This is a genomic window from Ramlibacter sp. JJN2-2R (assembly GCF_057747835.1).
This window is the reverse complement of sequence record NZ_CM173226.1, coordinates 2152967-2178453: the sequence shown is the minus strand read 5'-3', so window position 1 is coordinate 2178453 and position 25487 is coordinate 2152967. Positions and strand designations below refer to the sequence as shown.

Annotated in this window: 22 protein-coding genes; 3 read left to right on the top strand and 19 right to left on the bottom strand. The window is 70.9% G+C overall.

The features are described from left to right. Positions 1-68: 68 nt before the first annotated feature. The 9 genes from hisS to AC3ANR_RS10640 all read right to left on the bottom strand — a co-directional run bounded on the left by hisS (position 69) and on the right by AC3ANR_RS10640 (position 9533). Positions 69-1352 carry a histidine--tRNA ligase gene (hisS, locus tag AC3ANR_RS10680; RefSeq protein ID WP_488288089.1) on the bottom strand — a complete coding sequence of 428 codons (1284 nt, stop codon included), beginning with the start codon at positions 1350-1352 and terminating at the stop codon, positions 69-71. Between the two features lie 68 nt (positions 1353-1420). Beyond that, entirely contained in the window at positions 1421-2692 is a 1272-nt protein-coding gene (ispG, locus tag AC3ANR_RS10675) for a flavodoxin-dependent (E)-4-hydroxy-3-methylbut-2-enyl-diphosphate synthase (RefSeq protein WP_488288088.1), read from the bottom strand. Between the two features lie 8 nt (positions 2693-2700). Next, positions 2701-3642, bottom strand: coding sequence for a helix-turn-helix domain-containing protein (locus AC3ANR_RS10670; protein ID WP_488288087.1), 942 nt, complete (start codon positions 3640-3642; stop codon positions 2701-2703). Between the two features lie 4 nt (positions 3643-3646). After that, positions 3647-4474 (bottom strand): type IV pilus biogenesis/stability protein PilW, encoded by an 828-nt coding sequence (gene pilW, locus AC3ANR_RS10665; RefSeq protein WP_488288086.1) that lies wholly within the window; start codon positions 4472-4474, stop codon positions 3647-3649. Next, on the bottom strand, positions 4475-5623 hold the full coding sequence (rlmN, locus tag AC3ANR_RS10660; RefSeq protein WP_488288085.1) for a dual-specificity RNA methyltransferase RlmN: 1149 nt from the start codon (positions 5621-5623) through the stop codon (positions 4475-4477). 19 nt (positions 5624-5642) lie between these two features. Continuing rightward, positions 5643-6068 (bottom strand): nucleoside-diphosphate kinase, encoded by a 426-nt coding sequence (ndk, locus tag AC3ANR_RS10655; RefSeq protein ID WP_488288084.1) that lies wholly within the window; start codon positions 6066-6068, stop codon positions 5643-5645. Positions 6069-6202: 134 nt separating this feature from the next. Beyond that, positions 6203-7606: a pseudouridine synthase gene (locus tag AC3ANR_RS10650; RefSeq protein WP_488288083.1), complete on the bottom strand. Its 1404-nt coding sequence runs from the start codon at positions 7604-7606 to the stop codon at positions 6203-6205. Positions 7607-7611: 5 nt separating this feature from the next. Further along, positions 7612-8370 carry an SMC-Scp complex subunit ScpB gene (scpB, locus tag AC3ANR_RS10645; protein WP_488288082.1) on the bottom strand — a complete coding sequence of 253 codons (759 nt, stop codon included), beginning with the start codon at positions 8368-8370 and terminating at the stop codon, positions 7612-7614. Beyond that, the gene (locus AC3ANR_RS10640) at positions 8367-9533 is read right to left on the bottom strand and encodes an RluA family pseudouridine synthase (RefSeq protein WP_488288081.1); all 1167 of its coding nucleotides are present in this window, start codon (positions 9531-9533) and stop codon (positions 8367-8369) included. Before AC3ANR_RS10640 ends, scpB begins: the two co-directional genes overlap by 4 nt. 15 nt (positions 9534-9548) lie before the next feature. Here AC3ANR_RS10640 and AC3ANR_RS10635 point away from each other — a divergent pair, with 15 nt between their 5' ends. Continuing rightward, positions 9549-10343, top strand: coding sequence for an outer membrane protein assembly factor BamD (locus AC3ANR_RS10635; RefSeq protein WP_488288080.1), 795 nt, complete (start codon positions 9549-9551; stop codon positions 10341-10343). Between the two features lie 5 nt (positions 10344-10348). Here the strand turns inward: AC3ANR_RS10635 and yoaA are convergent, their stop codons facing one another. After that, a complete protein-coding gene (yoaA, locus tag AC3ANR_RS10630; RefSeq protein WP_488288079.1) occupies positions 10349-12367 on the bottom strand; it encodes a DNA repair helicase YoaA in 2019 nt (672 codons plus the stop codon). Next, entirely contained in the window at positions 12364-12567 is a 204-nt protein-coding gene (locus AC3ANR_RS10625; protein WP_488288078.1) for a YdcH family protein, read from the bottom strand. Before AC3ANR_RS10625 ends, yoaA begins: the two co-directional genes overlap by 4 nt. Positions 12568-12675: 108 nt before the next feature. Here AC3ANR_RS10625 and AC3ANR_RS10620 point away from each other — a divergent pair, with 108 nt between their 5' ends. After that, the gene (locus AC3ANR_RS10620; protein WP_488288077.1) at positions 12676-13434 is read left to right on the top strand and encodes a PP2C family protein-serine/threonine phosphatase; all 759 of its coding nucleotides are present in this window, start codon (positions 12676-12678) and stop codon (positions 13432-13434) included. Positions 13435-13482: 48 nt separating this feature from the next. On the opposite strand, the gene AC3ANR_RS10615 is transcribed toward AC3ANR_RS10620, so the two are convergent. The 8 genes from AC3ANR_RS10615 to AC3ANR_RS10580 form a co-directional block, all read right to left on the bottom strand. Then, complete coding sequence (locus AC3ANR_RS10615; RefSeq protein ID WP_488288076.1) at positions 13483-14097, bottom strand: hypothetical protein; 615 nt, start codon at positions 14095-14097, stop codon at positions 13483-13485. Beyond that, on the bottom strand, positions 14094-15194 hold the full coding sequence (gene zapE, locus AC3ANR_RS10610; RefSeq protein ID WP_488288075.1) for a cell division protein ZapE: 1101 nt from the start codon (positions 15192-15194) through the stop codon (positions 14094-14096). The genes AC3ANR_RS10615 and zapE overlap by 4 nt, the downstream gene beginning before the upstream one ends. Positions 15195-15227: 33 nt before the next feature. After that, the gene (lpdA, locus tag AC3ANR_RS10605; RefSeq protein ID WP_488288074.1) at positions 15228-16658 is read right to left on the bottom strand and encodes a dihydrolipoyl dehydrogenase; all 1431 of its coding nucleotides are present in this window, start codon (positions 16656-16658) and stop codon (positions 15228-15230) included. 106 nt (positions 16659-16764) lie between these two features. Continuing rightward, the gene (gene odhB, locus AC3ANR_RS10600) at positions 16765-18039 is read right to left on the bottom strand and encodes a 2-oxoglutarate dehydrogenase complex dihydrolipoyllysine-residue succinyltransferase (RefSeq protein WP_488288073.1); all 1275 of its coding nucleotides are present in this window, start codon (positions 18037-18039) and stop codon (positions 16765-16767) included. A gap of 103 nt (positions 18040-18142) precedes the next feature. Next, positions 18143-21016 (bottom strand): 2-oxoglutarate dehydrogenase E1 component, encoded by a 2874-nt coding sequence (locus AC3ANR_RS10595; RefSeq protein ID WP_488288072.1) that lies wholly within the window; start codon positions 21014-21016, stop codon positions 18143-18145. A 315-nt stretch (positions 21017-21331) separates the two neighbouring features. After that, a complete protein-coding gene (locus AC3ANR_RS10590) occupies positions 21332-23224 on the bottom strand; it encodes a propionate--CoA ligase (RefSeq protein WP_488288071.1) in 1893 nt (630 codons plus the stop codon). Between the two features lie 79 nt (positions 23225-23303). Further along, the gene (locus AC3ANR_RS10585; protein WP_488288070.1) at positions 23304-23906 is read right to left on the bottom strand and encodes an isochorismatase family protein; all 603 of its coding nucleotides are present in this window, start codon (positions 23904-23906) and stop codon (positions 23304-23306) included. Positions 23907-23957: 51 nt separating this feature from the next. After that, entirely contained in the window at positions 23958-24644 is a 687-nt protein-coding gene (locus tag AC3ANR_RS10580) for a GGDEF domain-containing protein (RefSeq protein WP_488288069.1), read from the bottom strand. Positions 24645-24841: 197 nt separating this feature from the next. Here AC3ANR_RS10580 and AC3ANR_RS10575 point away from each other — a divergent pair, with 197 nt between their 5' ends. After that, a complete protein-coding gene (locus AC3ANR_RS10575) occupies positions 24842-25483 on the top strand; it encodes a response regulator (RefSeq protein ID WP_488288068.1) in 642 nt (213 codons plus the stop codon). The last annotated feature ends 4 nt before the right edge of the window (positions 25484-25487 follow it).

Here is a 25487-nt window from a genome sequence, read left to right as displayed (position 1 = left end):
GTGCTCGTTCTGCCGCAAGGTCGGGCAGCCGGGGATTGTAGTGAGCCGGGCGCCAGGGCCCGGCGGCTTCAGTGGCGCAGCGTCGCCGCCCAGTCGGCCGCGGCGGCCAGCGCACGGCGCTGCTGGGCGCCCTGCCCGTCGCGCAGCGCCTTGACGGTGACCTCGCCGGCGGCCAGTTCGTCGCCGCCGAAGACGAGCGCGTAGCGGGCGCCGCTGCCATCGGCCTTCTTGAACTGGGACTTCATGCTGCCCATGCCTTCGGCCGACGCCGCCTGCATCTGCACCGAGACGCCGGCGCCGCGCAGCGCCTGCAGGGTGCGCATGACCAGCGGCAGCGCCTGCGCGTCCGGCACGATGGCGTAGGCATCGGGCGCGGGCGCCGCGGCGGCCGCGCCCTGCTCCCTGAGCAGCTCCAGCACGCGCTCCAGGCCCATGCCCCAGCCGACGGCGGGCGTGGGCTTGCCGCCCAGCACCTCGAACAGGCCGTCGTAGCGGCCGCCGCCGCACAGCGTGCCCTGCGCGCCCAGCTGGTCGGTGATGAACTCGAACACCGTGTGGCTGTAGTAGTCCAGGCCGCGCACCAGGCGCGGGTTGATGCTCCAGCGCACGCCACAGGCGTCCAGCAGTTCCTTGACGGCGTCCAGGTGCTTGAGCGAAGCCTCGCCCAGGTACGACAGCAGCTGCGGCGCGCCGCGCACCATCTCCTGCATGGCCGGGTTCTTGGTGTCCAGGATGCGCAGCGGGTTGGCATGCAGGCGCCGCTGGGCGTCGGCGTCGAGCACGTCGCGGTGCTGCTCGAAGTACGCCACCAGGGCCGCGCGGTGGGCCTGCCGCTCCACCGGCACGCCCAGGCTGTTCATCTCGACCCGGATGTCCTGCAGGCCCAGCTCGGTGAACAGCTGGTGCGCCAGCAGCATCAGCTCGGCATCGACCTCGGGGCCGGGGTGGCCCAGCACCTCGGCGCCCAGCTGGTAGAACTGGCGGTAGCGGCCGCGCTGGGGCCGCTCGTGGCGGAACATCGGGCCCATGTAGTACAGCCGCTTGCCGCCGTCGTACGTGAGGTTGTGCTCGATGGCGGCGCGCACCACGCCGGGCGTGTTCTCCGGCCGCAGCGTGAGCTGCTCGCCGTTCAGGCGGTCCTCGAAGGAGTACATCTCCTTCTCGACGATGTCGGTGGTCTGGCCGGTGCCGCGCACGAACAGCTGCGTGGGTTCGACCACGGGCGTGCGGATCATCCGGTAGGCGTAGCGGCCCATCAGCCCGCGCACCTTCTCCTCGAGCCATTCCCAGCGCGCCGAGTCGGGCGGCAGGATGTCGTTCATGCCCTTGACGGCACTCAGTTTGTCAGCCATGTTCAATCGTGTTTCGGCGCCGCTGCGAACGCAGCCCGCCCTTCCTGATGCCGTGCGGCGGACGCGGCCTAGCGCGCCGGCGCGTCGGCGGCAAAGCGCTTTTCGATGTAGTTCTCGACGATCCGGTGGAACTCGGCGGCGATGTTCTCGCCGCGCAGGGTCAGGGCCTTCTCGCCGTCGATGAAGACGGGCGCAGCCGGCGCCTCGCCGGTGCCGGGCAGGCTGATGCCGATGTCGGCATGCTTGCTCTCGCCGGGCCCGTTGACGATGCAGCCCATCACCGCGACGCGCAGCTTTTCGACGCCGGGGTAGCGGTTGCGCCACAGCGGCATGTTGGCCCGCAGGTGGTCGTCGATCTGCTTGGCCAGTTCCTGGAACGTGGTGCTGGTCGTGCGGCCGCAGCCCGGGCAGGCGGTGACGCTGGGCACGAAGGTGCGCAGCCCCAGCGCCTGCAGGATCTCGGAGGCGATGACCACCTCCTGCGTGCGCGACTCGCCCGGCTGCGGCGTGAGCGACACGCGGATGGTGTCGCCAATGCCCTCCTGCAGCAGGATGCCCAGCGCGACGCTGGAGGCGACCGTGCCCTTGGTGCCCATGCCGGCCTCGGTCAGGCCCAGGTGCAGCGGATAGTCGCAGCGGCGCGCCAGCTCGCGGTAGACCGAGATGAGGTCCTGCACGCCGCTGACCTTGCACGACAGGATGATCTGGTTGCCGTCCATGCCCATGGACTCGGCCAGCTTGGCCGACTCGATGGCCGAGGTGATGAGCGCCTCGTACATCACGCTGCGCGCGTCCCAGGGATCGGCGCGGCGGCTGTTGTCGTCCATCAGCGAGGCCAGCAGGTCCTGGTCGAGGCTGCCCCAGTTGACGCCGATGCGCACGGCCTTGTCCCAGCGCATGGCGGCCTCGATCATCTGGCCGAACTGGCGGTCGCGCTTGTCGCCCTTGCCGACGTTGCCGGGGTTGATGCGGTACTTGGACAGCGCCTGCGCGCAGTCCGGGAACTCGGTCAGCAGGCGGTGGCCGTTGTAGTGGAAGTCGCCCACCAGCGGCACGTCGACGCCCATGCGATCGAGCTGTTCGCGGATGTAGGGCACCTGCCGGGCCGCCTCGGGCGTGTTGACCGTGATGCGCACGACCTCCGAGCCGGCCTGCGCCAGTTCCTTGACCTGGATCGCGGTGGCGATCGGGTCCTCGGTGTCGGTGTTGGTCATCGACTGCACGCGCACCGGGGCATCGCCGCCGACGGTGACGACGCGCGAGCCCCAGGTCACGCGGGCCTGGCGCGAGCGGCGTGCCGCGGGGGCCGCGGGCGCGATCGGCAGGCAGGGTTCGTTCATGGATTGGACTACTTGATCTCGAAACGGGCCACGTTGTCGCGGGCGACGGCGGCCAGGTCGTACGGCTTGCCGCGCACCTCCACCTTCGTCGCGTTGGCGCTGCCCACGGTGACGGCCAGGGGCGGCGCGCCGGAGGCGCCGGCGGTCTCGCCCGCGGCGAGCAGGCGGCGCAGCGCGACGTTGCCGCGGCTGTCGGTCACCTCGACCCACGACGGGCCACTGGCCTTGAACAGGATGATGCCGCTGGCGGCCGCGGCGGGCGCGGCGGCCACCGGCGACGAAGCGGCCGCGGCGGCAGGCGCCACTGCCCGCGCCGCCGAGGCCGGCGCGGCCATGGGCGCCGGCACGGGCGCGGCCGTGGGCACGGCGGTGACGGACACGACGGCGCTGGACGCGACCGGGTGCGGGACGGCGACGGCGGCCTCGGTCACCATCGCGGGGGCCGGCTCGCTCGCCGACGGCACCGGCGCCAGGGCGGGCGCGGTCATGCCGACGGCAGGCGCCACCGCGGTCACCGGCGCCTTGGCGGCGGCGCCCTCCTCGCGCCGGATGCCCGGCAGGAACACCAGCACCAGCGCGCCGAGCAGCAGTGCGAAGACGGCCAGGAAGACGGGGCGCGTGAGCTGGTCGGCCCAGCCGGGAGCGACCGGATCGCCGGGCGCACGGAACGGCGCGTTCAGGCTTTCGCGATCGGTCACCAGGCGCGGGGCGCTCGTCTGGGGCAGGCGCTCGAGGATCGGCTGCGCGTCGACCTTGAGCGTGCGGCACACGCTCGAGGCGAGCGCCCGGGCGAACACGGCGTCCGTCAGTTCCTCGTGGCGGTCGGCCTCGAGCGCCTCCAGCTTGCGCACCGGCACCTTCAGCGACACCGCCAGCGCGGCCACGTGCAGGCCGGCAGCTTCACGGGCCCGGCGCAGCAGCGCGCCCGCCGTCGGGCCCGCAACGGCCATCCCCTCACTCATTGAACGCTCCGCGGTCGTAGGCGCCCGCCTCCCGCGACTGCGGGAAGCGCTTCTTCAGCTGCTCGCCGAGCTGCGCGGCGGCGACCTGGTCGCCGAGCTTGCGCTCGACCTTGATCCCCAGCCACAGCGTCTCGGCGTTGGCCAGGTCGCTGTTGTTCAGGCGGCGGATATAGGTCTGGGCGCGGGGCGCCGCGCCGCGCGCGTACAGCAGGTTGGCGAGGTTGTAGCCGACGATGGGATTGCCCTCGTCCAGCTCCCACGCCTTGGCGAGCGAGTGCTCGGCGCTGCTGGCCTTGCCGGCGCGCGCCTGGCACAGGCCCTGCGCCATCAGCGTCTTGGCCCGCTCGCGGTAGATCGGGCTGGCCAGCGCCTGCTCGAAGGTGCGATCGGCCTCGTCGAAGCGGCGCTGCTGGCACTGCAGCCAGCCGATGTTGTGCAGCGTGTTGGGATCGCGCGGATTGAGCGCCACGGCGCGCCGGAAGCTGTCCTCGGCCTGCCGCAGGTCGTTCAGGCGCATGTAGATCAGCCCGCGCAGGTTGAAGGCGTCGGGATAGGTCGGGTCGGCCGCGATGACCTGCTTGAGCTCGTCGAGGGCGACGCTGGTCTGGCCCTGCTCGAAGTACCCCACCGCGAGCTCCATGCGGATGCGGGCGCGCTTGCGGCCCTCGGGCTCGTCCGACTCCGTGACCAGGCTGTCGTGCGGGGCCTCCGCCGTCGGCCCGCCCGCGCATCCGGACACCACCATGGCCGTGGCGAGCAGACCCGCCCACGGCACCATGGCCACCAGCACGCCCAGGGGCGCACCACACCGCTTGAACATTCAACCCTCCTTGGCAGCTGCGGCTGCCGGCACCTGTCGGAGCATCACGGTGCGCTGCTGGGCGATGCGCTCGCCCACCCGGGTTCGGTCCTTGACGTCGCCGGCGAGTTGCCCGCATGCGGCGTCGATGTCGTCACCTCTCGTCTTGCGCACGGTGGTGACGATACCAGCATCACTCAGGATTTTCGCGAACGCGACAACGTGGGTGTTGGGCGATCGCGTCAGGCCCGACTGCGGGAACGGGTTGAAGGGAATGAGGTTGAACTTGCAGCTGATGCCGCGGCCGCCATGGCGGCGAACCAGGTCGACCAGCTCGCGGGCGTGCGCGGGCGTGTCGTTGACGCCATCGAGCATGCAGTACTCGAACGTGATGAAGTCGCGCGGCGCGTGCGCCAGGTAGCGGTTGCACGCATCGAGCAGTTCGGCCAGCGGGTACTTGCGATTGAGCGGCACGAGGTTGTCGCGCAGCGGGTCGTTGGGCGCGTGCAGCGACACGGCCAGCGCCACCGGGCAGTCCTGCGCCAGCCGGTCGATCATGGGCACCACGCCGGAGGTGGACACCGTGACGCGGCGGCGCGACAGGCCGTAGCCGTGGTCGTCCAGCATCGTGCGCAGCGCCGGCACCAGCGCCGAGTAGTTCTGCAGCGGCTCGCCCATCCCCATCATCACCACGTTGGAGATGACGCGCTCGCCGGTCTTGAGGTGCCCGCGCAGGAAATGCTCGGCGAACCACAGCTGGGCGACGATCTCGCCGGTGGTGAGGTTGCGCGAGAAGCCCTGGTGGCCGGTGGAGCAGAAGCGGCAGCCGACCGCGCAGCCCGCCTGCGACGACACGCACAGCGTGCCGCGGTCGTCCTCGGGGATGAACACCGCCTCGACGGCGTTGCCGTCGCGCACGTCGAACAGCCACTTGATCGTGCCGTCCGCCGACTCGTGCTGGGTGATGACCGGCAGCGCCTCGATGCGGGCGGTCGTCTTGAGTTTTTCGCGCAGCGACTTCGCCAGGTCGGTCATCTGGTCGAAGTCACGAGCGCCCCGCTGGTGGATCCAGCGAAACAGCTGGGTGGCGCGGAAGCGCTTCTCGCCCAGCGTTTCGCAGAACGCGGCCAGCCCGTCGAGGTCGAAATCGAGGAGGTTGGCCGTCGTCATCGCATGGGGGACTACCCGCTCAGCGCGAGTAGACGTTCATGCCGGGGAAGAAGAACGCCACTTCGACGGCGGCCGTCTCGGGCGCGTCGGAGCCGTGCACGGCGTTGGCGTCGATGCTGTCGGCGAAGTCGGCGCGGATGGTGCCCTTCTCGGCCTTCTTCGGGTCGGTGGCGCCCATCAGTTCGCGGTTCTTGGCGATCGCGCCCTCGCCTTCCAGCACCTGGATCATCACCGGGCCGGAGATCATGAAGTCCACCAGGTCCTTGAAGAACGGGCGGGCCTTGTGCACGGCGTAGAACTGCTCGGCTTCCTGGCGCGACAGGTGGGCCATCTTGGCGGCGATGACCTTCAGGCCCGCGCCTTCGAAGCGCGCGTAGATCTGGCCGATGACGTTCTTGGCCACTGCGTCGGGCTTGATGATGGAGAGGGTGCGTTCGATCGCCATGCTGGTTCCTGGATTGCGAGTTGTGAAGGGGGAGCCGCCGGCGCCGCAGCCCCTTAGGGCCGGCGCGGGCGGGAAAGTTCGACAAAGCCCGTGATTTTAAACCGCCGGGCGCGGTCCTTGCGATGCGTGGTGGCTCAGCGGCCGCCGCCGCCGCGGTTGTTGCGCCGCGGACCACCGCGTCGCTGGCCGCCCCCACCGGGGCCGCCGGGCCCGCCGCCCTGGCGCTGGCGCATGAAACTGTCGGCGCCGATGTAGCCGAACGAGGTCTTCATCGGATCGGGCTGGGCGCCCGCGCCGCCGCCGCGCTCCTTGTTGCCGCTGCGGCGCTGCTGGCCTTGCCCGCCGCCCTGCCCGCCGCCCTTGCCGCCGGGCTGGCCGCCCGCGCGGGACTGGCCGCCGTCGGGCCGCGGCCCGTTGCCGCGGTTGCCGCGCCGCCGGTTGCGCGGGGCGCCGTCGGCATCGCCGCGCGGCCGCTCGCCGCCGGGGGTGCCGCCGGCGGCCTGGGTGAGCGCGCGGATGTCGCGCTCGTCCAGCTCCATCCAGGCGCCGCGCTTGAGCCCGCGCGGCAGCACCATGGCGCCGTAGCGGATGCGGATCAGGCGGCTGACCGCATGGCCCAGCGCCTCGAACAGGCGGCGCACCTCGCGGTTGCGCCCTTCGGAGATCGTGACCCGGTACCAGGTGTTGGCGCCCTCGCCGCCGCCGTCCTCGACGGAGCCGAACTGGGCCTTGCCGTCGTCCAGGTCGATGCCCTCGAGCAGGCGCTGCTTTTCCTCGGCGGACAGCGCGCCCAGCACGCGCACCGCGTACTCGCGCTCCAGGCCGAAGCGCGGGTGCATGAGGCGGTTGGCCAGCTCGCCGCTGCTGGTGAACAGCAGCAGGCCCTCGGTGTTCAGGTCCAGCCGGCCGACCGACTGCCACTTGCCCTGCTGCAGCCGCGGGAGCTTGCGGAACACGGTGGGCCGGTTCTGCGGATCGTCGTGGGTGACGACCTCGCCGACGGGCTTGTGGTAGGCGATCACGCGCGGCGGCGGGGGCGCGATGCGCACCCGGATCGGCTTGCCGTTGACCTTGATCTGGTCGCCGAACTGGATGCGCTGGCCGACGTGGGCGGGCTCGTTGTTGACCGAGATCCGCCCTTCCATGATCAGCTGTTCCATCTCCAGCCGCGAGCCCAGGCCGGCCTGGGCCAGCACCTTGTGCAGCTTGGGGGTCTCGGCCTGCGGCGCCAGCACGCGCTTGCCCAGCGTGACCTCGGGGCTCTGCTCGTCGGCGTCAAACTTGCCGGAGACGACGTCCTCGAAGCGGATCGGCTCGGCCGGCGGCGCGGGCGGGCGCGGCGCGCGCGGCCGATCGTCGTCATCGCCGTCGTCGTCGTCATCGCCCTCGTAGCCTTCGTCGGCGGCGTCGGGCCCCGCCTCACGCTCGGCGTCGGCGGGGCGCGCCCCGGCCTGCGCCGCCGGGGGCACGCCCGCCTTGTCCTTGTCGTCGGGGGCGGGGGCCTCGTCGGCCGGGGTCTGCAGGTCGTTGGAGTTCATGCGGGTCAGGTCAGTGCGGCCGGCTCGGCGTCGCCGCCGGCGGCATCGTCGCCATCGGCGGGCGTGGTGGACGGCGCGGCGGGCTCGCCCGTCGCCTGGGCGGCGGCATCGTCGTCGGCCGCTTCGGGTTCGGCGAGGGCCGTCCCGCTCGTGGGGTCGTTGGCGGCCGATTCGCCGGCGGCGACGATCCCGGCCGGGCCGTCCATCGGCAGCTCCGGATCGCCCAGGCCGGCCAGCGCGGCCATCTGCTGCGAGGGGTTCTCCAGCATCGGCAGCTGGTCGAGCGAAGCGATGCCCAGGTCGTCCAGGAACTGCCTGGTGGTGGCGTACAGGCCCGGGCGGCCGGGTGCCTCGCGGTGGCCGATCACCTCGACCCAGCCGCGGTCCTCGAGCTGCTTGAGGATCTGGGTGTTGATCGTGACGCCGCGGATGTCTTCCATGTCGCCGCGCGTCACCGGCTGGCGGTACGCGATGATGGCCAGCGTCTCGAGCGCGGCGCGCGTGTACTTGGGGGGCTTTTCCGGATGCAGCCGGTCGAGGTACTCGCGCATCTCGGGCCGGCTCTGGAACCGCCAGCCGCTGGCCACGCACACCAGCTCCACGCCACGCTGGGCCCACTCGTCCTGCAGTTCCCCGAGCACCGACTTGATCGTGTCCGCGCCGAGTTCGTCATTGAACAGGACGCGCATCTCGCGCACCTGCAACGGCTGCGGCGAGCAGATCAACGCGGTTTCGAGGACGCGCTTGGCATCCGCGGTATTCATCGTCTTGCGGTCTTCCTGGAACGGGCGCCGGGCGGCGCTCCAGTGATGGGGTGGCCCGTGGCGGGCGGCGGCGGAGTCGCGGCGCTGGCTCCGGCGGGCTGCTGGGGGTGCCCGGCGGGCGTGGCATCGTGCGCCATCGCTGGGACCGGATTGTAACGCAGCCCCCATTGCGCGATCCCGTGCAGCAGGTCGGCCGGCAACGGCGAGCGCAGCTCCAGCGCCTCGGCCGTGACGGGATGCCGGAAGGCGAGCCGGAACGCGTGCAGCGCCTGCCGGGGCACGCCGGCCTCGCACCGGCCGCCATAGAGCTCGTCGCCCAGCAGCGGATGGCCGATGTGCGCCATGTGCACGCGGATCTGGTGCGTGCGGCCGGTGTGCAGCGTCGCCCGCACCAGGCAGCCGCTGGCGTTCGAGTCGAGCATGTCGAACGTCGTGCTGGACGGCTTGCCGGGCGACAGCGCCGGGTCGACCACCGCCATGCGCAGCCGGTTGCGCGGATCGCGGCCGATCGGCGCGTCGACCAGGCGCTGGCGCGGTCCGGTCCAGGCGCCGTGGCCCAGGGCCAGGTACTGCCGCGAGACCTCGCGCGCCGCGATCATGCGCACCAGGGCGTCCATGGTGGCCCGCGTGCGGGCCACGACCATCAATCCGCTGGTGTCCTTGTCCAGCCGGTGCACGATGCCCGCGCGCGGCAGCTGCGCCGCGCCGGCGTCGCGCGCGAGCAGCGCGTTCAGCAGCGTGCCGCTCCAGTTGCCCGGCGCGGGGTGCACCACCAGGCCGGCCGGCTTGTCCACCACCAGCAGGTGCTCGTCCTCGTGCACCACGACCAATGGGATCGGCTCCGGGCGGAACGCCTGGCTTTGCGGGGTGGGCCGCAGTTCGACCGCCAGCGCGGCGCCGGCGCGAACGCGGTGCGCGGCGCGCGTGGCCGGCCGGCCGTCCAGGGTGACGGCGCCCGCCTCGATCAACTGCTGCAGGTAGCTGCGCGAGAACTCGGGCACGAGGTCGGCCAGCACGCGATCGAGCCGCTCGCCATGGTGCTGCGGCCCCGCGGTGGCCTGGCGCACCTCCGCCGGCGCGCCGGCGTCGGCCTCCTCGTCCGGCGTGTCGTCGGGGGTGGTCGGCGCGGGACCCGCTCCTATAATCGTCCGGCCCTGTTTCAAGAAGGTCTGCGCTTCATGCTTCGTGCCAAATTATCGTGCCTCGCCGTCGGAGCGGCCTTCCTGCTCGGCGCCTGTTCGTCGAACCCGGTCGAGCGCGGCCCGAACGTCAGCCCGAACCGGCTGTACGCGGACGCGAAGGACGAGATGAGCGCGGGCTCGTGGGACAAGGCGGTGCCGATCCTCGAGCGCCTCGAGGGCCGCGCGGCAGGCACGCCGCTCGCGCAGCAGGCGCAGCTGGACAAGGCCTATGCGCAGTACAAGTCGGGCGAGCCCGCGCAGGCCATCTCGACCATCGACCGCTTCATGAAGCTGCACCCGGCGAGCCCGGCGCTGGACTATGCGCTGTACCTCAAGGGCATCGTCAACTTCAACGACAACCTGGGCCTGCTGGCCTGGATGACGCGCCAGGACCTGGCCGAGCGTGACCAGAAGGCGGCCAAGGAATCGTTCGAGGCCTTCAAGGAATTGAGCACGCGGTTCCCCGACTCGAAGTACACGCCGGATGCCCGCGCGCGCATGACGTACATCGTCAACTCGCTCGCCCAGTACGAGGTGCACGTCGCGCGCTACTACTACCGGCGCGGCGCCTACGTGGCCGCCGTCAACCGGGCCCAGTCGGCGCTGAACGACTACCACGACGTCCCCGCCCTCGAGGAGGCCCTGTTCATCCTGGTGCGCTCGTACGACGCGCTCAACATGCCGCAGCTGCGCGACGACGCGCGCCGCGTGCTGGAGAAGAGCTATCCGCAGAGCGTGTACCTGACCGGCCGCGAGAAGCCGGACAACACGCCCTGGTGGAAGGTCTGGTGACCGCCTCAGGCCACTGAGGCCGCATCGCGCAGCGCGTCCAGCGCCGCGTCGAACTCCCCCTGCGACTGCAGCCGCCGCATCGGCGGCAGCGCCGCCAGCAGCCGGCGGCCGTAGCCCATGGTCGCCATGCGCGTGTCGCACACCACCAGCACGCCGCGATCGCTCTCGCGGCGGATCAGGCGCCCGGCGCCCTGCTTGAGCGCCACCGCCGCCTCGGGCACGAAGTAGTCGTTGAACGCGCTGCGGCCCTGTGCTTCCAGGCGCTGCGAGCGGGCCTCCACCACCGGGTCGCCCGGCGGCGGGAACGGCAGCTTGTCGATCACCACCAGCTGCAGTGCGTCCCCGGGCACGTCCACGCCCTCCCAGAACGAGGCCGAGGCCACCAGCAGGCAGCCGCTGCCGCCCTGGGCGTCGCCCTCGCGGAACCGCTCGATGAGGCGGCGCTTGGGCCACTGGCCCTGCACCAGCACCTCGAGCTGCCCGCCGCCGCCGAAGCGGCGCTGCAACTCGTCGCCGATGCTGCGCAGCGCGCGCAGCGTGGTGGTGAGCACCATGGTCCGCCCGCCCAGGCGCTGCGCGGCCGCCGCCGCCACCCGCGCGACCGCGAGGCTGTGGCCCGGGTCGTTCGGCTTGGGCAACTCGCGCGGCAGGTACAGCGCGGCCTGGCTGGGATAGTCGAACGGACTGCCCACGCGCAGCACGCGCGCCTGCTCGAGGCCGCAAGGCTCGGTGAACCACGACAGCCGGGCGTCGTCGCCCAGCGTCGCGGAGGTGAAGATCCAGGCCCGGCCGTTGCCGGCCGATTCGTCGTCCGCGCCTTCCTCGGGCTGCTTCAGCAGGCGCGTGCGCACCGTCTGCGCGATGTCCAGCGGCGACTCCATCAGCCGCAGCTGCAGCCCGACGTCGACCCAGCGCACCGAGCCGCCGTCGCACGGCGAGCAGAAGCGCGCCGCGCGCTCGGCCAGCCGCGTGGCGCGTTCCTGCAGGCGCGGAAAGTCCGGCGCCATTTCGCTCACGGTGGCCAGCGCCTCGGCGGCCACTTCGCACGCCCGGCGCACGGCGCCCAGCGCCGCATCCCAGGCATCGGGATCGACGCCGTCGGGCGCGCCGTCGGCCCAGCGCAGGCGGCCCGAGCCGATGCGTCCGACGGCCAGGCGCAGCTCGCGCGCGGCGCGCTCGGTGCCGGCGGCCACCTGCTGCCAGTCGGCCAGGCCGCGCGCCAGCTGCAGGCCGGCGGCCAGCACGTCGCGGGTGAAGTCCAGCAGCTGCGCCGTCCCGAGCTGCGAGCCGAGGAACTGCACGCCGGTCTCATTGAGCTGGTGCGCCTCGTCGAAGATTGCGACGCGCACAGTGGGCAGCAGCTCCGCCATGCCGGACTCGCGCACCGCGAGGTCGGCGAAGAACAGGTGGTGGTTGATCACCACCACGTCGGCCGCGAGCGCGTCGCGGCGCGCCAGGTTGACGTGGCAGGAGCGGAACTTGGGGCACTGCGCGCCCAGGCAGTTCTCCCGCGTGGACGTGAAGAGCGGGATCGCCGGCGAGCGCTCGTCCAGCCCCGGCAGCTCGGCCAGGTCGCCGGTGCGCGTGGCCTGCGACCACTGCTCCACGCGCGCGAGCGTGGCGGCGACGGCACGGTCCCCGGCGGCCGCGTCCTGGCGCGACTGCTCCAGCCGGTGCAGGCACAGGTAGCTGCCGCGCCCCTTGAGCAGCGCCGTGCGCACCGGCAGGCCCAGGGATTCGACCAGCCGCGGCAGATCGCGGCCGAACAGCTGGTCCTGCAGCGTCTTGGTGGCCGTGGACAGCAGCACCCGCTCGCCCGACAGCAGCGCCGGCACCAGGTAGGCGAACGTCTTGCCCACGCCGGTGCCCGCCTCCACCACGAGCGCGCCGCCCTCCTCGATGGTCTGCGCCACCGCCACGGCCATCTCGGTCTGCCCGCCGCGCGGCAGGAAGGCGTCGGCCGCGCCGGCCAGCACGCCCTCGGGGCCGAAGGCACGGCGAACTGCTTCTTGCAACGGGGTCACGCGGGTTCTTTGGGGTCGAGGGCCAGTTCGAGCCGGGCGATTTGGTCGCGCAGCGCGAGGCGCCGCTTCTTGAGCCGCCGCAGCATCAGTTCGTCCATCGGCACGTCGCGGCCGACCCGGTCGATGAGGGCATCGAGGTCGGCATGCTCGATGCGCAGCTCGATCAGCCGGCGCTCGGGCGAATGCAGGTTGGATTCCACGGAACTAGTTGGCGGGAGCGCCGCGGGCAACTCGGCGGGCGCATTGATAATACGTGTTCCGCGGGCCGCGCCGTTTCCGGCCTCTCGCGGACCGACTCAGGATCCGACATGGGCAAAGGCTATCGACTCACCGCCGCGACGGGCATCCACAAGGGTGACCGCGAATACCAGCAGGACCAGGTGGCCCTGCTGGCCCATCCGCGGGTGACCGGCTGCGTGCTGGGCGTCATCGCCGACGGCATGGGCGGGCGCAGCGGCGGCCGCAAGGCGTCCGACCAGGTGATGATGACGGCCAGGCAGCTGTTCGAGCGCTACTCGCCCGACCACGACGACGCCTCCCACCTGCTCAAGCAGATCGTGGACGAGTCGCACCTGGTCATCAAGCTCACCGCCATCTCCTCGGAGCAGGAGCCGCACAGCACCGTCGCCGCGTTCCTCATCAACCCGCAGGGCGACTGCCACTGGGTGCACGCGGGCGACTCGCGCATCTACTACTTCCACGGCACCAGCCTGGTCAAGCGCACGCTCGACCACTCCTACGTGCAGACGCTGGTGGACAAGGGCGAGATCACCGAGGAAGAGGCCAACGTCCACCCCCAGTCCAACATCCTGATGGGATGCCTGGGCGCCGAGGACGATCCGCCCGCCGAGCTGAACTACCTGCAGCAGCTGCGCCCCGGCGACGTGCTGATGGCCTGCAGCGACGGCGTGTGGCACTACTTCAGCCCGAACGAGCTGGGCTCCGTGCTGGCGTCGCTGTCGCCGCGCGAGGCGAGCGAGTTCCTGATCGAGAAGGCGCGCTCGCGCGCGCGCGGCGGCGGCGACAACCTGTCGCTGGTGATCGTCAAGCTCGAACCGCTGGCCTGACCGGCGGGCCGGGCGGCGCCTGCCGCCGGACCAGGGCGCTGCGCTGACTCAGGGCGGCACGGGCAGCGGCTTCACGTCCTTCTTCGCGCTGGCCGCGCGCTGCTGCACCTGGGCGCGGTGTTCCTGCGCTTCCTGCACGCGGCTGTCGTAGCGGCGCCGGTTCTCCTGGGCATCCGGCGGCGTCGGCGCCGCCTTGGGCGACGCGGGCCTGGCGCGCTGGCGGGCCGCTTCCGTGTCGGCCTGCACCTTGGCCGCCTTGTCGGCGGCGCGGCGCTCGCGGGCCTGGCGGTTCGGCTCGCCCTGGACCTCGGCCTCGCGGCCGCGGCGCTCCTGGTCGGCGCGCTTTTGCTCCAGCTCGTTCAGGCGCTCGGCCGCCCGGCTGCGCCGCTGGGCGTCGTTGAGCGAGACCTCCTGCCGGCGCAGGTCGGCCAGGAGGTCGCGCCGCCTGGACTTGGCCGCCTCGATGCAGCCCGTGACGGCGAACTTGCGGTAGCAGGCCTTCTGCTCGGCCGCGAAATCGGCCTCGACGCGGCTGCGCTCGGCGGCGATGCGCGCGCGCTCCGCGGCGTCGCTGCCGGCCTGCTGGGCGCCGGCACCGTCCTGCGCATGCAGGGCCGCGCTCGCGACGAGCAGCAGCGGAAGGAGGAGCCGGGACGGGGTCATGTGAGGCGGGTGTCGACGGTGCGGTGGCCCAGCGCCAGGAACTCGGCGGACTGCATCTCGCGCAGGCGCGAGACGGTGCGCGGGAACTCGTGCGCCAGCGGGCCCTCGGTGTACAAGGCCTCGGGTTCGACCGCCGCGGACAGGATCAGTTTCACGCGCCGATCGTAAAGAACATCCACCAGCCAGGTGAAGCGCCGGGCCTCGGACGCCATGTTCACCGGCATGTGGGGCACCCCGGACAGCAGCACGGTGTGGAACTGGCTGGCGATCTCCAGGTAGTCGTTCTGCGAGCGGGGTCCGCCGCACAGCGTGCGGAAGTCGAACCACACCACGCCGCCCGCCTTGCGCCGGGCCCGGATCTCGCGCTGCTCGATGTTCAGGACCGGATCCTCGTCGCGCGACGCGGCCAGTTCGGTGAACGCGCGGTCCATCTCGGCGTCGGCCTGCGGCCCCAGCGGCGTGTGGTACAGCTTCACGTGCTCCAGCGTGCGCTGGCGGTAGTCGGTGCCGTTGTCCACGTTCACGACCTCCAGCCGGGACTTGAGCAGCTCGATGGCCGGCAGGATGCGGTCGCGGTGCAGCCCGTTCGGGTACAGCTCGTCGGGATGGAAGTTCGAGGTGGTGACGAAGCCGACCCCGTTGTCGAACAGCGCCTGCAGCAGCCGGTGCAGGATCATCGCGTCGGTGATGTCGGCGACGTGGAACTCGTCGAAGCAGATCAGCTTGAAGCGCTGCGCGATGCGCTCGCCCAGCTTGTCCAGCGGGTTCACGGTGCCCTGCAGGTCGGCCAGCTCGCGGTGCACCTCGCGCATGAACTCGTGGAAGTGCAGCCGCGTCTTGCGCTTGAGCGGCACCGCCTGGAAGAAGCAGTCCATCAGGAAGCTCTTGCCGCGCCCGACGCCGCCGTGCATGTAGACGCCGCGCGGGATGTCGGGCCGGTTGATCAGCTTCTTGAGCGAGTTGGAGCGCTTTTCCTTGTAGTGCGCCCACTCCTGCGCGCACCGCTCCAGCGCCTGGACGGCGCGCAGCTGCGCGGGGTCGCTCGCGTAACCCCGCGCCTTCAGTTCTGCTTCATAGGCCTCGCGGACCGGATGCACGTCAGCCGCCGCGGGGGAACGTGGCGACCATGCTCAGAAGTTGAGCGTGCGCTTGTCCACCGCCAGCGCCGCCTCCTTGGTCGCCTCGGACAGCGACGGGTGGGCGTGGCAGATGCGCGCGATGTCCTCGGCCGAGGCCTTGAACTCCATCGCCACCACCGCCTCGGAGATCAGCTCGCTGGCCATCGGGCCGACGATGTGCACGCCCAGGATCTCGTCGGTCTTCGCGTCGGCCAGGAACTTGACCATGCCGGTGGTGTCGCCCAGCGCGCGCGCGCGGCCGTTGGCCATGAACGGGAAGGTGCCGGCCTTGTACGCCACGCCCGCGGCCTTGAGCTGCTGCTCGGTCTGGCCGACCCACGCGATCTCGGGGCTGGTGTAGATCACCCAGGGAATGGTGTTGAAGTTCACGTGCCCGTGCTGGCCGGCGATGCGCTCGGCCACCGCGACGCCCTCCTCCTCGGCCTTGTGCGCCAGCATCGGGCCGCGCACCACGTCGCCGACCGCCCAGACGTTGGGCAGGTTGGTGCGGCACTCGCCGTCCACCACGATGGCGCCGCGCTCGTCGAGCTTCAGGCCGACCGCTTCGGGGTTCAGGCCGATGGTGTTGGGCACGCGGCCGATCGAGACGATCAGCTTGTCGACGGCCAGGGTCTGGGCCTCGCCCTTGGCGTTGGTGTAGGCCACCGTCACGCCCTGCGCGCCATTGTTCTTCACCTCGCCGACCTTCACGCCCAGCTCGACCTTCAGGCCCTGCTTGCTGAACGCCTTGTGCGCTTCCTTGGCGATCTGCTCGTCCACCGCGCCCAGGAACGTGGGCAGGCCCTCGAGGATGGTCACCTCGGCGCCGATGCGGCGCCACACCGAGCCCATCTCCAGCCCGATCACGCCCGAGCCGATCAGGCCCAGCTTCTTCGGCACCTGCGGGATGCGCAGCGCGCCGTCGTTCGACAGGATGTTCACCTCGTCGAACGCGGCGCCCGGCAGCGCGCGCGGGTTGGAGCCGGTGGCCACGATCACGTGCTTGCCGACGATCGTCTCCTCGGCCGCGCCGCTCACCTTGACCTCGTAGCCGCCCTCGGCCGCCTTCACGAACGAGCCCCGGCCGTGGAAGAAGCTCACCTTGTTCTTCTTGAACAGGTACAGGATGCCGTCGTTGTTCTGCTTCACGACGGCGTCCTTGCGGCCGATCATCTTCTGCAGGTCCAGCGACAGGCCCTGCACCTGGATGCCGTGGTCGCCGAAATGCTTGGCGGCTTCCTCGTAGTTCTCGGACGACTGCAGCAGCGCCTTGGAGGGGATGCAACCCACGTTGGTGCAGGTGCCGCCCGGCGCGGGCTTGCCGTCCTTGTTCTTCCACTCGTCGATGCAGGCGGTGTTGAAGCCCAGCTGCGCCGCGCGGATGGCGGCGATGTAGCCGCCGGGGCCGCCGCCGATGACGACCACGTCGAATTGTTTGCTCATGGAGTTGCCTTGGTTGCGCCATCCCGGGCCGGAGCCGGGATCCAGCCCGGCCGTGCTCGACGGCCGGGCTGGACGGCGGGCCGAGCCCGCCATGACGGGGTCTTCATCACAGGTCGAACAGCAGGCGGGCCGGGTCTTCCAGCGCTTCCTTCATCGCCACCAGCCCCAGCACGGCCTCGCGGCCGTCGATGATCCGGTGGTCGTAGCTCATGGCCAGGTAGTTGATCGGGCGCACCACGACCTGCCCGTTCTCCACCACCGCACGGTCCTTGGTGGCGTGCACGCCCAGGATGGCCGACTGCGGCGGGTTGATGATGGGGGTGGACAGCATGGAGCCGAACACGCCGCCGTTGGAGATCGAGAACGTGCCGCCGGTCATCTCCTCGATGCCCAGCTTGCCGTCGCGCGCCTTGGCGCCGTACTCGGCGATCTTCTTCTCGATGTCGGCGAACGACATCTGGTCGGCATTGCGCAGGATCGGCACCACCAGGCCGCGCGGCGAGCCCACCGCGATGCCGATGTCGAAGTAGCCGTGGTAGACGATGTCGTTGCCGTCCACGCTGGCGTTGAGCACCGGGTACTTCTTGAGCGCATGCACCGCGGCCTTGACGAAGAACGACATGAAGCCGAGCTTGACGCCGTGCTCCTTCTCGAACTTTTCCTGGAAGCGCTTGCGCATCTCCATCACCGGGGCCATGTTGACCTCGTTGAAGGTGGTCAGGATCGCGTTGCTGGACTGCGATTGCAGCAGGCGCTCGGCGACGCGGGCGCGCAGGCGGCTCATGGGCACGCGCTGTTCCGGGCGCTCGCCCAGGTCGGGGGCGGTGGGCGCGGCGACCTGCTGCAGCGCAGGCGCGGCCGGGCGCGCAGCGGGCACGGGCGTGGCCACGGCGGCCTTGGCGGCGCCACCGGCGACGGCGGCAAGCACGTCGCCCTTGGTCACGCGGCCGTCGCGGCCGGTGCCGGCCACCGAGCCGGCGGCCAGGCTGTTGTCGGCCATCAGCTTGGCGGCAGCGGGCATCGCGACGCCGGACTTGGCACCGCCGGCGGCGGCGGCAGCAGCGGCCGGCGCGGGTGCTGGGGCGGCGGCAGCCGCAGGCGCGGGGGCAGCGGCGGCAGCGCCGGTCGCGGCGGCGCGGCCTTCGCTGTCGATCTTCGCGATCACCTGCTCGGCGGCCACGGTGCCGCCGTCGGCCACCACGATCTCGGCCAGCACGCCGGCGCTGGGCGCCGGCACCTCGAGCACCACCTTGTCGGTCTCGATCTCGATCAGGATCTCGTCCTGCGCCACGGCTTCACCGGGCTTCTTCTTCCACTGCAGCAAGGTCGCTTCTGCAACCGATTCCGACAGCTGCGGCACCTTCACGTCAACGATAGCCATTTTTGTTCCTGAATGTCTGGGATGAGTCCGCGCGGTGACCGGCCGCCAGGTCCGTGTCCACCGCGCGGAGAGATTCACGCGCCGCCAGGCGTCGTGAATCTCGTTACTTGGTGAGAACGAAGCCCTTGAGCTTGCCGAACGCGCCGTCGACCAGCGCCTTCTGTTGCTCCTGGTGCAGGTGCGAGTACCCCACGGCCGGCGATGCCGACGCGGCACGGCCCGAGTAGCCGAGCTTCTGGCCCTCGGTCATGTTCTCGTGGATGTAGTGCTGCACGAAGAACCAGGCGCCCTGGTTCTGCGGCTCGTCCTGGCACCACACGACGTCGGTCGCGTTGGGGTACTTCTTCAGCTCCGCGGCGAACGCCTTGTGCGGGAACGGGTACAGCTGTTCCACGCGCAGGATCGCGACGTCGTCCACGCCCTTCTCCTCGCGCTTCTTGGCCAGGTCGTAGTAGACCTTGCCCGAGCACACGACCACGCGCTTGACCTTCTCGGCATTGAGCTGCGCCTTGGTCTCGGGGATCACGGTCTGGAATCCGCCGCGCGTGAACTCCGACAGCGGCGAGGTGGCGTCCTTGTTCCGCAGCAGCGACTTGGGCGTCATGATCACCAGCGGCTTGCGCAGCGACCGCACCATCTGCCGGCGCAGCAGGTGGAAGATCTGGCTGGCCGTGGTGGGCTGCACCACCTGGATGTTGGTGTCGGCCGACAGCTGCATGAAGCGCTCCAGGCGCGCCGAGCTGTGCTCGGGGCCCTGCCCTTCGTAGCCGTGCGGCAGCATCAGCGTGATGCCGTTGACGCGGCCCCACTTGACCTCGCCCGAGGCGATGAACTGGTCGATGACCACCTGCGCGCCGTTGGCGAAGTCGCCGAACTGCGCTTCCCAGATGACCAGCGTGTTCGGGTCGTTGGAGGCATAGCCGTACTCGAAGCCGAGCACCGCCTCCTCCGACAGGATCGAGTCGATGCAGACGAACGGCGCCTGGTTCTCGGCCACGTTCTGCAGCGGGATGTAGGTGCCGACGTCCCAGCGCTCGCGATTCTGGTCGTGCAGCACGGCGTGGCGGTGGGTGAACGTGCCGCGGCCGACGTCCTCGCCGGACAAGCGCACGGGGTAGCCGCTGGCCACCAGCGACGCGAAGGCCATGTGCTCGCCCATGCCCCAGTCGACGTTGACGTCGCCGCGGCCCATGGCGGCGCGGTCCTCCAGCACCTTCTTGACCAGCGGATGCACGGTGAAGTTGTCGGGCACGGTGGTGATGCGCTCGGCCAGGCGCTTCCACTCGGCCATCGGGATGGCGGTGTCGCCGGCGTCAGTCCACTTCTTGCCCAGGAACGGGCTCCAGTCGACGGCGTACTTGCTCTTGAAGTTGGTGAGCACCGGGTCGACCGTGTGCTTGCCGGCATCCATGGCGGCGCGGTAGGCCTTGACCATGTCGTCGCCCAGCGTGTCGCCCAGGCCCTGCGCCGACAGCTTGTCGGCGTACAGCCTGCGGGTGCCGGGGTGGGCCGCGATCTTCTTGTACATCAGCGGCTGGGTGAGCGAGGGCGTGTCCTGCTCGTTGTGGCCCAGCTTGCGGAAGCAGATGATGTCGACCACCACGTCCTTGGCGAACTCCATCCGGTAGTCCAGCGCCAGCTGCGTGGCCAGCACCACCGCCTCGGGGTCGTCGCCGTTCACGTGCAGCACCGGCGCCTCGATCATCTTGACGATGTCGGTGCAGTACAGCGTCGAGCGCGTGTCGCGCGGGTCGGACGTCGTGAAGCCGATCTGGTTGTTGATGACGATGTGCACCGTGCCGCCCGTGAAGTAGCCACGGGTCTCGGCCAGCGCCAGCGTCTCCATCACCACGCCCTGGCCGGCGAAGGCGGCGTCGCCGTGCACCAGCACCGGCAGCACCTGCTTGCCCTTGGGGTCGGCGCGGCGGTCCATGCGCGCGCGCACCGAGCCTTCGACGACCGGGTTGACGATCTCCAGGTGCGAGGGGTTGAAGGCCAGCGACAGGTGCACCGGGCCGCCGGGGGTGCTGACGTCGGAGCTGAAGCCCTGGTGGTACTTCACGTCGCCCGAGGGCAGGTCTTCCTTGGCCGTGTGGTCGAACTCGGCGAACAGGTCGGCCGGCATCTTGCCCAGCGAGTTGACCAGCACGTTCAGGCGGCCGCGGTGGGCCATGCCGATCACGATCTCCTGCACGCCCTTGGCGCCGGCCTGCTGGATCAGCTCGTCCATCGAGGCGATGAAGCTCTCGCCGCCCTCGAGCGAGAAGCGCTTCTGGCCCACGTACTTGGTGTGCAGGTAGCGCTCCAGGCCCTCGGCCGCGGTCAGCCGGTCGAGGATGTGCTTCTTCTTGTCGCCGCTGAAGTTGGGCTTGCTGCGGATCGACTCCAGCTTCTGCTGCCACCAGCGCTTGCGGCCCTGGTCGCTGATGTACATGTACTCGGCGCCGATGGTGCCGCAGTAGGTCTCGCGCAGCGCGTTGGTCAGCTCGCGCAGCGACATGCTGTCCTTGCCGAAGAACGTGTTGCTGGTGTTGAACACCGCTTCCTGGTCGGCGGCGGAGAAGCCGTAGAACGAGGCGTCGAGCTCGGGGATGTTCTCGCGCTCGGCGCGCTTGAGCGGATCGAGGTCGGCCCAGCGGCAACCCACGTTGCGGTAGGCGGCGATCAGCTGCTGGACGGCCGTGCGCTTGCGCGCCAGTTCGGGGTCGGCGCCGCCGGCCTCGACCACGCGGGTGCCGCCCTGCTTGGCGCGCTGGGCGAAGGCGTCGATGACGGGCATGTGCGGCACGTCCTTGGCATTGGTGCCGTCGGCGGCGGGCACGTGCTGCAGGGCGTCGAAGTATTCGCGCCAGGTGTCGGGAACGCTGCCCGGATTGGCCAGGTAGTTCTCGTACATCTCTTCCACGTACGGCGCATTGCCGCCGAAGAGATAGGAATTGCCGAGATAGGCCGTGTAGACGGAGCTCGAATCGCTCATCTCGCTACTTTCTGCCCCCCTTCAGGGAGCTTCAGCTGGTTGAGGAAACCTTCCGCGACACGGCTGAACCGGATGGCGGATGCGACTGTGGGCTGGAAGGGGCCGGGACTGTTGCGATGTCGATTGTGCCACGCCGAAGCACCGGGCGCCGCAACAGCCCCGGCCCGCAGCGTGCTCACGAAACCCCCTCACCCCGGCCCGCTCCCCCGACGGGGCTCTGCGAGGCCGTTCGGCCTCGGAGCCCCTTGGGTGTCCTCACGAGCCGCCTCACCCCCCCTCTCCCCCGAGGGGGGAGAGGGAGCAATGCGTGGGGGATCAGGCGGCCAGCTGGTCCTGGATCTGCCGCAGGGCCGTCGGGTCCTCGATGGTGGTCAGGTCGCCCGGGTCGCGGCCTTCGCAGACGGCCTGGATCGCGCGGCGCAGCAGCTTGCCGCTGCGGGTCTTGGGCAGCAGGCCGACGAAGCGCACGCGCGCCGGGCGCGCCACCGCGCCGAGCTGCTGGTCGACCACCTTCATGATGTCGCCCTCGAGCCGCAGCGCACCGGCCGGCTCGGCCACCGCCGCGGCGTCGCGCGGCACGACGAAGGCCATCGCCACCTGGCCCTTGACCGGGTCGGCCACGCCCACCACGGCGACCTCGGCGACGCCGGGATGGCTGGAGATGCTCTCCTCGATCTCGCGCGTGCCGAGCCGGTGGCCGGCGACATTGATCACGTCGTCGGTGCGCCCCAGGATGTAGTAGTAGCCATCGGCGTCGCGGATGCCCCAGTCGAAGGTGCTGTACACCGTCGTGCCGGGAATGCTCTCCCAGTAGGTGCGCACGAAGCGGTCGTCGTCGCGCCACACGGTCTGCATGAAGCCCGGCGGCGTCGGCCCCTCGATCACCACCACGCCCTTCTGGTCCGGCCGGGTGAGCTCCTCGCCGGTGCCTTCATCCAGGATCTTCACCTTGTAGCCGTACATCGGCACGCCGGGGCTGCCCAATCGCGAGGGCTTGCGTTCCACGCCGTTGGCAATGGTCAGGATCGGCCAGCCGCTCTCGGTCTGCCAGTAGTTGTCGACGATCGGCACCCCGAGCGCCTCGGAGATCCAGCGCGCGGTGGGCTCGTCCAGCGGCTCGCCCGCCAGGAACAGCGCGCGCAGGCTCGAGAGGTCGTGTTTCTTCAGGAACGCCGGATCGTGCTTCTTCAGCACCCGCACCGCGGTCGGCGCGCTGAACATCACCGTGACCTTGTACTTCTCGACCAGGCTCCACCAGATGCCCGCATCGGGGCGCACCGGCAGCCCCTCGTACAGGATCGTCGCCATGCCCGCGATCAGGGGGCCGTAGACGATGTAGCTGTGGCCCACGACCCAGCCGATGTCGCTGGTGCAGAAATACGTCTCGCCCGCGCGACCCTGGAAGATGTGCTGCATGCTGGCCGCCAGCGCCACGGCATAGCCGCCGACGTCGCGCTGCACGCCCTTGGGCCGGCCGGTGGTGCCGCTGGTGTAGATGGTGTAGCTGATGTCCGTGGCGTCCAGCCACTCGCAGGGCACCTGCGTCGCCAGGTTGCGCTCGCGCAGCGGCGCCCAGTCGTGGTCGCGGCCGGCCACGCGCTCCATCGGCGCAAGCCCGCGGTCGGCCAGCAGGACCGCCTGCGGCTTGTGCGCGGACAGGCGGATCGCCTCGTCCAGCAGCGGCTTGTACGCCATGACCTTGCCGCCGCGCGAGCCGGCGTCCGCGCTGACGATCACCTTGGGCTGCGCATCCTCGATGCGCGAGGCCAGCGACACCGAGGCAAAGCCGCCGAACACAACCGAGTGGATGGCGCCGATACGCGCGCAGGCCAGCATCGCGAAGGCCGCCTGCGCGACCATGGGCATGTACACGAGGACACGGTCGCCGCGCCCCACGCCCAGCTCGCGCAGCATCGCGGCGGTGCGCTGCACCTCGGCATGCAACTCGCGGAAGGTGTAGGTCTTCTCGGTGCCGGTCTCGGTGGACACGGCGATCAGCGCGGGCTGGTCGCCGCGCCCGGGCAGGTGGCGGTCGACGGCGTTGTGGCACAGGTTGGTCGTGCCGCCGGCGAACCAGCGCGTGAACGGCGGCCGGCTGTCGTCGCAGATGCGCTGCGGGGGCGCCTGCCAGTCGATCAGGCGGGCCTGCTCGGCCCAGAACGCGTCCGGCTCCTCGATCGAACGGCGGTAGAACTCTGCGTAACCCATGCGGCCTCCTGCAGTCGTGGCCGGGCCATTGTGGCCGCCGGGCTTGCCTCAGGCTGACAGGCGCGCCGGCCCCGGGGCGCTACTTCACGAGCGCGAGCACGTCCTTGAACGCCGGATGGTCGGCGCCGCGCAGCCACTCGAACACCACCATCTCGGTCGTGACGAGCTCGCAGCCCGCGCCGGCGAGGCGGTCGAAGGCGGCGTCGCGGTTGCGCTCGGTGCGCGAGCCGCATGCGTCCGTGACCACCCAGACCTCGAACTCCTCCTCGAGCAGCTCGAGCGCCGTCTGCAGCAGGCACACATGGGCCTCGCAGCCCGCCAGCACCAGGCTGCTCGGACCGGCCGGCGTGGGCTCGGGGGGCTTGCGCAGGTGCTTGGGCAGGCTGCGCGCGTTGCCGTGGCTCTCGCGCGCGGGCGGGCGCAGCCGGGGCAGCAGCAGCTCGGCGGCGCTGAAGCTCGTCTTCGGCAGCACCTTGTCGAGCAGGGGCGCGAGCGCCGGGTCCGTCGGCCCGAGGCCGGCCGGGTTCTGCTCGACGCCCCAGCAGGGCACCTGCAGCAGGCGCGCCACGCGGGCCAGCCGCACCGCGTTGGCCAGCACGGCGGGGCCGTCGGCGATGGCAGGCAGCATCCGCTGCTGGTAGTCCAGCAGCACGAGGTGGCTCTCGTCGGGGTCCAGCAGCATCGGGGCGCGTTCCTTGTTGGGGGAACGGCGATTATCGGATGCCGCCTGCGATCAGCCGCTGATCGAGGCCGGTTGCGAGTCGCCTTGGGACGCACCGAACGGCCGCGAATGCCGCTCGCGTTCGCGTCGCAGGTGGTTGTGCCGCCGTGCCTGGCGGTCGCGATGCCGCGCGAGGGTCTCGCTCAGGTCGGCATAGATCGGACCCAGCCCCTCGGGCTCGCCCTCCCAGACCTCGGCGGCGAGGTCCGGCACGAGGACGAGTTCCTCACGGGCGAATTCCACTTCGATCCGGCACGGCTTGCCGAGCACGCGCACCGCCGCGTCGGTGGCCTGCTGCACGCAGTGACCCGGTAGCAGCACGGCGAACTGGGCCGGGCCGGTGCGTGCCGCGCATCCCGTGCGGCCGGCCAGGCGCTGCATCCGGGCCACGACGCGCACCAGCGCTGCGCGGCCGGCGCGCTCGCCGTAGATCGCCGGGATTTCCAGCAGATCGGCGAAGTCGAACAGGACCAGCGCGGCGCGCGGCACGCGCGCTTGCCGCCGCAGGAGCCGCTCGTTCGAGCGGACCAGCAGGCCCCGGCGGCTGAGCAGCCCGGTCTGCGGGTCGCGCAGGTCCGCCTGCCGCTCGAGGCGGGCACGCTGCAGCCAGCGGCTCAGGAAGCCGCCGGGCAGGCAAGGCGCCTGCCCCTCCTCGCCGAAGGCGGGCTGCACGGTGGTGGGTGCGAAATCAGGCTTCAAGGGTGCGCTGCGGACCCGGTCATGCTTGGGCGTCGCAGCGCATCGATGACACCACGGTTGAGCATCAATCCTTGAGTTGTTTGGGACGGTGCCCGTAAGAATTTTTCTTATTCCGCCAGCCGGTCGGCCACGGAGGACGGCCGCGCGCGAAGGCCCCCTAAACTCGCCGGGACCGCATCGCGGCGCCCGGCAGTCCCATGAAGAATCACGCCTACCCCATCCGCGTCGTGCTCGCCGACGACCATGACCTCGTGCGCTCGGGCATCAAGGCCCTGCTGGGCATGATCGACGGGGTGCAGGTCGTGGCCGAGGCCCGTGACGGCAGCGAACTGGTGACGCTGGTGGACTCGCTGGTGCCGGAAGTCGTGATGACGGACATCTCCATGCCCGGCATGGACGGCATCGCGGCCATCGCCGAGATCCACAAGCGCCACCCCGACGTGCGGCTGCTCGTGCTGTCGATGTACGACACGGTCGACTTCGTCAAGCGCGCCGTTGCCAACGGCGCCTGCGGCTACCTGATGAAGGATGCGCCACCTTTCGAGCTGGAGCAGTCCATCCGCAGCGTGGTGGCCACGGGCACCTACTTCAGCCCGATGATCGCCCAGCGCCTGCTGCAGCCGTCCGAGCCGTCTGCGAACGACGAGCTCACCGAGCGCCAGCTGGAGATCCTCAAGCTGATCGCGCAGGGCAAGGCGTCCAAGGAGATCGCCTTCGAACTGGGGCTGTCGCCCAAGACGGTGGACGTGCACCGCGCCCGCATCATGGAGCGCCTGCGCCTGAACGACATCGCCAGCCTCACGCGCTATGCGGTGCGCAAGGGGCTGATCAAGCCCTGAGGCA

Excerpts from the sequence above, each read along its gene's own strand:
- hisS (WP_488288089.1), bottom strand. The coding sequence starts at position 1,352 with ATGGCTGACAAACTGAGTGCCGTCAAGGGCATGAACGACATCCTGCCG.
- ispG (WP_488288088.1), bottom strand. The coding sequence starts at position 2,692 with ATGAACGAACCCTGCCTGCCGATCGCGCCCGCGGCCCCCGCGGCACGC.
- AC3ANR_RS10670 (WP_488288087.1), bottom strand. The coding sequence starts at position 3,642 with ATGGCCGTTGCGGGCCCGACGGCGGGCGCGCTGCTGCGCCGGGCCCGT.
- pilW (WP_488288086.1), bottom strand. The coding sequence starts at position 4,474 with ATGTTCAAGCGGTGTGGTGCGCCCCTGGGCGTGCTGGTGGCCATGGTG.
- rlmN (WP_488288085.1), bottom strand. The coding sequence starts at position 5,623 with ATGACGACGGCCAACCTCCTCGATTTCGACCTCGACGGGCTGGCCGCG.
- ndk (WP_488288084.1), bottom strand. The coding sequence starts at position 6,068 with ATGGCGATCGAACGCACCCTCTCCATCATCAAGCCCGACGCAGTGGCC.
- AC3ANR_RS10650 (WP_488288083.1), bottom strand. The coding sequence starts at position 7,606 with ATGAACTCCAACGACCTGCAGACCCCGGCCGACGAGGCCCCCGCCCCC.
- scpB (WP_488288082.1), bottom strand. The coding sequence starts at position 8,370 with ATGAATACCGCGGATGCCAAGCGCGTCCTCGAAACCGCGTTGATCTGC.
- AC3ANR_RS10635 (WP_488288080.1), top strand. The coding sequence starts at position 9,549 with ATGCTTCGTGCCAAATTATCGTGCCTCGCCGTCGGAGCGGCCTTCCTG.
- AC3ANR_RS10620 (WP_488288077.1), top strand. The coding sequence starts at position 12,676 with ATGGGCAAAGGCTATCGACTCACCGCCGCGACGGGCATCCACAAGGGT.
- AC3ANR_RS10615 (WP_488288076.1), bottom strand. The coding sequence starts at position 14,097 with ATGACCCCGTCCCGGCTCCTCCTTCCGCTGCTGCTCGTCGCGAGCGCG.
- lpdA (WP_488288074.1), bottom strand. The coding sequence starts at position 16,658 with ATGAGCAAACAATTCGACGTGGTCGTCATCGGCGGCGGCCCCGGCGGC.
- odhB (WP_488288073.1), bottom strand. The coding sequence starts at position 18,039 with ATGGCTATCGTTGACGTGAAGGTGCCGCAGCTGTCGGAATCGGTTGCA.
- AC3ANR_RS10595 (WP_488288072.1), bottom strand. The coding sequence starts at position 21,016 with ATGAGCGATTCGAGCTCCGTCTACACGGCCTATCTCGGCAATTCCTAT.
- AC3ANR_RS10590 (WP_488288071.1), bottom strand. The coding sequence starts at position 23,224 with ATGGGTTACGCAGAGTTCTACCGCCGTTCGATCGAGGAGCCGGACGCG.
- AC3ANR_RS10585 (WP_488288070.1), bottom strand. The coding sequence starts at position 23,906 with ATGCTGCTGGACCCCGACGAGAGCCACCTCGTGCTGCTGGACTACCAG.
- AC3ANR_RS10575 (WP_488288068.1), top strand. The coding sequence starts at position 24,842 with ATGAAGAATCACGCCTACCCCATCCGCGTCGTGCTCGCCGACGACCAT.